Source organism: Seonamhaeicola sp. ABD4_175, assembly GCF_056160885.1.
On sequence record NZ_JBSWYC010000013.1, the window covers coordinates 1 to 1561 of the forward strand.

Sequence of the window (1561 nt, forward strand, 5' to 3'; positions counted from 1 at the left end):
GCATCACTTACTGTTTTATTAATACTTAAATCTGAGGTTTGAGGTACAACAGTAAAACTGTCTTCGTCATTCTCACTTTGATCGCCATCATCATTATCTGGCGTACTGTTTGGATCGAATTGATCACTTCCCGTTACTTCAGCTACGTTTTGGTATTCGCCTAATGCGCCTGTTGGGGCTTCTACTGTTACTGTATAACTTAAGGTTATACTAGCTCCATTGGCAATGCTAAGTCCGGTCCAATCGATTTGGTTGCCTGTGGCTAATCCTGTGTTGCTTATTGCTGTGATTGTGCTGTAGCCTGATGGTACAACATCTCGTACTGATACGCCTGTAGCATCATCTGGACCATTGTTTGTTACTACTACTTCAAAAGTTACTGTATCGCCTACATTTGGTGTCGCACTACTTCCTGCCGCTATACCTTTGGCTAACTCTAAATCTGATTGGGTTGGCACTACCGTTGCTGCATCTTCATCATCTTCACTTTGATCGCCATCATCGTTATCTGGTGTACTGTCTGGATCAAACTGATTGCTTCCTGTTACTTCAGCTACGTTTTGGTATTCATCCACTGCGCCTGTTGGGGCATTTACTGTTACTTGGTACGTTACTGTTAACCCTGTTAATGGCACGGTTAATCCATTCCATGTAATCGTTGTTGCTCCTGCATTGTATACCCCGCCATTATCGATGCTTCCCGATACTAAACTGTAACCTATTGGTAAGACATCATCTATACTTACATTGGTTCCTGGGGATGTACCGCCATTGCTTATTGCTATGCTGAAGGTTAATACATCGCCTACGTTTAAATCGCCTCCATTATCATCTACAAAGGTTTTGGCTATGGATAAATCGGCCGTTTGTGGTACTACAGTAAAGTTTGTCTCATCATCATCTTCGCCTCCTGTGGATGGATCATTATCGCCATCGGCATTGTCTTCATCTACTGTATGATCTGTTGTTGGATCACTGTTTGGATCGTACTGATCACTACCTGTAATTTGTGCTCTATTTAAATACTCATCTGCTGCACCTGTTGGGGCGTTTACTGTAGCTTCGTAAGTCACTGTAATACTACTGTTTGATGGTACAAATAACCCTGTCCAACTTGCGGTATTGCCTGTTGCTATTCCTGCATTATTTACTACACCTAAGCTATAACCTATTGGTAATACGTCTTCTAAACTTACATTGGTAGCATCATTTGGTCCGGCATTACTAATTACTAATTCAAAGGTTAACACATCGCCTACATTTGGTGTGGCACTGCCATTGACTAAACCTTTTACTATTGATAAATCAGCTTGGGCTGGTGCTACTGTTAACGCTGTTTCATCGTCATCAGCTATTCCATCTCCATTGTCATCTACGGTTTCATCTGTTGTTGAATCACTGTCTGGATCGTACTGATCTACTGCCGTGATTTGTGCGATATTTGTATACTCGCCTGCTGCTCCTGTTGGCGCATTTACGGTGGCTTCATAACGTAATGTTATTGTGCCATTATTGGCCGCTACTGTTAAACCTGCCCAACTTGCTGTGTTTCCTGTTTGTG

Annotated in this window: 1 protein-coding gene; it reads right to left on the reverse strand. The window is 42.3% G+C overall.

Features of this window, described 5'->3' with window-relative positions; genetic code table 11:
• A partial coding sequence (locus ACXAG4_RS15490; RefSeq protein ID WP_475297003.1) for a DUF7507 domain-containing protein occupies nt 1-1561 on the reverse strand: 1561 nt, incomplete at both ends.